General features: G+C 75.8%; 1 protein-coding gene. It reads left to right on the top strand.

The features are described 5' to 3' along the window. Positions 1 to 13: 13 nt before the first annotated feature. A partial coding sequence (locus ACYVE9_RS29175; RefSeq protein ID WP_461030884.1) for a class I SAM-dependent methyltransferase occupies positions 14 to 793 on the top strand: 780 nt, incomplete at its 3' end.

The following is a 793-nucleotide window of genomic DNA, read 5'->3' on the forward strand; positions in this document are numbered from 1 at the left end:
CCTGGGAGAACCCGTGGCGCTGCTGCGCGACCGCTACCTGAGCTCGGCCTTCGACGACGGCGCGGCCTTCTACGACCGCTTCGTGTCGCTCAACCCCGGCTACCACAGCCAGCTGAGGCGGTCCGCCCGCAGGCTCCGGCTGCCCCGCGACGGCTACGGCCTGCGCGTCCTCGACCTCGGATGCGGCACCGGCGCGTCCACCGCCGCTCTGCTGCACCACGCGCCGCACGCCCGCGTCACCGCGGTCGACGCCTCCGCCGGCATGCTGCGGCAGGCCCGGGCCAAGAGCTGGCCCGGCCGGGTCGAGTTCGTGCACGCCACAGCGGAGGAACTGCCCGCCGAGGTCACCGACACCGCCTACGACGCGGTGTTCGCCGCCTACCTGTTCCGCAACGTGCCCGACCCCGACGCGGTGCTCACCACCGTCCGGGGCCTGCTCGCCCCCGGTGGACGCCTCGCCGTGCACGAGTACACCCTCACCGGAGCACGCGCCCACCGCGCCCTGTGGGACGGGGTGTGCTGGGGCGGGGTCATCCCGCTCGGCGCGCTGCGCGGTGACGGTCCGCTCTACCGGCACCTGTGGCAGAGCGTCGTCGCCTTCGACACCGCCGGCGCGTTCCGTGACCGGGTGAGATCCGCCGGGTTCGAGCAGGTCCGGGTGCTGCCGACCACCGGCTGGCAGTGGGGCGTCGTGCACACGGTGCTCGGCGCCGTCCCCCACGGCACCGCCGCCGCCACGCCGAAGGCCGCCACCACCGCCACCGTCCCGGCACCCGCCGCCGCCCCGGTGGCG

The organism is Streptomyces sparsus, from assembly GCF_054776295.1.